Below are 619 nucleotides of genomic sequence, written 5' to 3'. Positions count from 1 at the left end.
TAGCCTCAACGCCGACGTGAACGTGACCGCTCAAGACAGGGGTCCACGCGAGTGTTCCATGGGTCACCCGATCAGTAGTCGTTTACAGGCAATCATTGGATGTGACAACCTCTCCATCCTATACACTATACCTGACAGAATAGATCGGTTTGAACAAAGCAACTGAGGACTATTCTCGAACAAGCTCTCCCGTCACTGAGTGAAGAAAGTCTCCCAGCGGATGCCAACACCAAAAGCAGTTCTTATGTGTTGTTTCTCTGTCCATTCTCTTATGCGATGGTTCCCGCTTGCACGCAGTGAATTTCGGACAGTCCTCACCTCCAAGGGGCCGTGGATACTCGCCGTTCTCGTCGTCCTCTGGGGATTCCGACCAACGTACGCAGGGTGGGACGCAGTCGGGCGTAACATCACCACCGGGTACGTACAAATCGGTGCTAGTCTGTTGCTCCCGATTGGTGCTCTCCTCCTGTCGTATCAGTCCCTTATTGGTGAACGAACGAGGGGCAGTATCAAATTCCTTCTTGGGATGCCGCTAACGCGAACTCAGATACTGTTCGGGAAAGCAACGGGGCGCTTTCTCGGTATCGGCGCGGCGATAGTCGCTGCAGTTCTCGTACTC

1 protein-coding gene is annotated in these 619 nt (G+C 53.5%); it reads left to right on the top strand.

Translation table 11 applies throughout. The features are described 5' to 3' along the window. Positions 1 to 271: 271 nt before the first annotated feature. Positions 272 to 619: ABC transporter permease subunit (locus AUR66_RS12975; protein ID WP_157533114.1), on the top strand; the 348-nt coding region annotated here is incomplete at its 3' end.

It is taken from the genome of Haloferax profundi, assembly GCF_001469865.1.
GTDB lineage: Archaea > Halobacteriota > Halobacteria > Halobacteriales > Haloferacaceae > Haloferax > Haloferax profundi.
The sequence above is the reverse complement of the archived record's forward strand: the minus strand, read 5'-3'. Positions and strand labels throughout refer to the sequence as shown.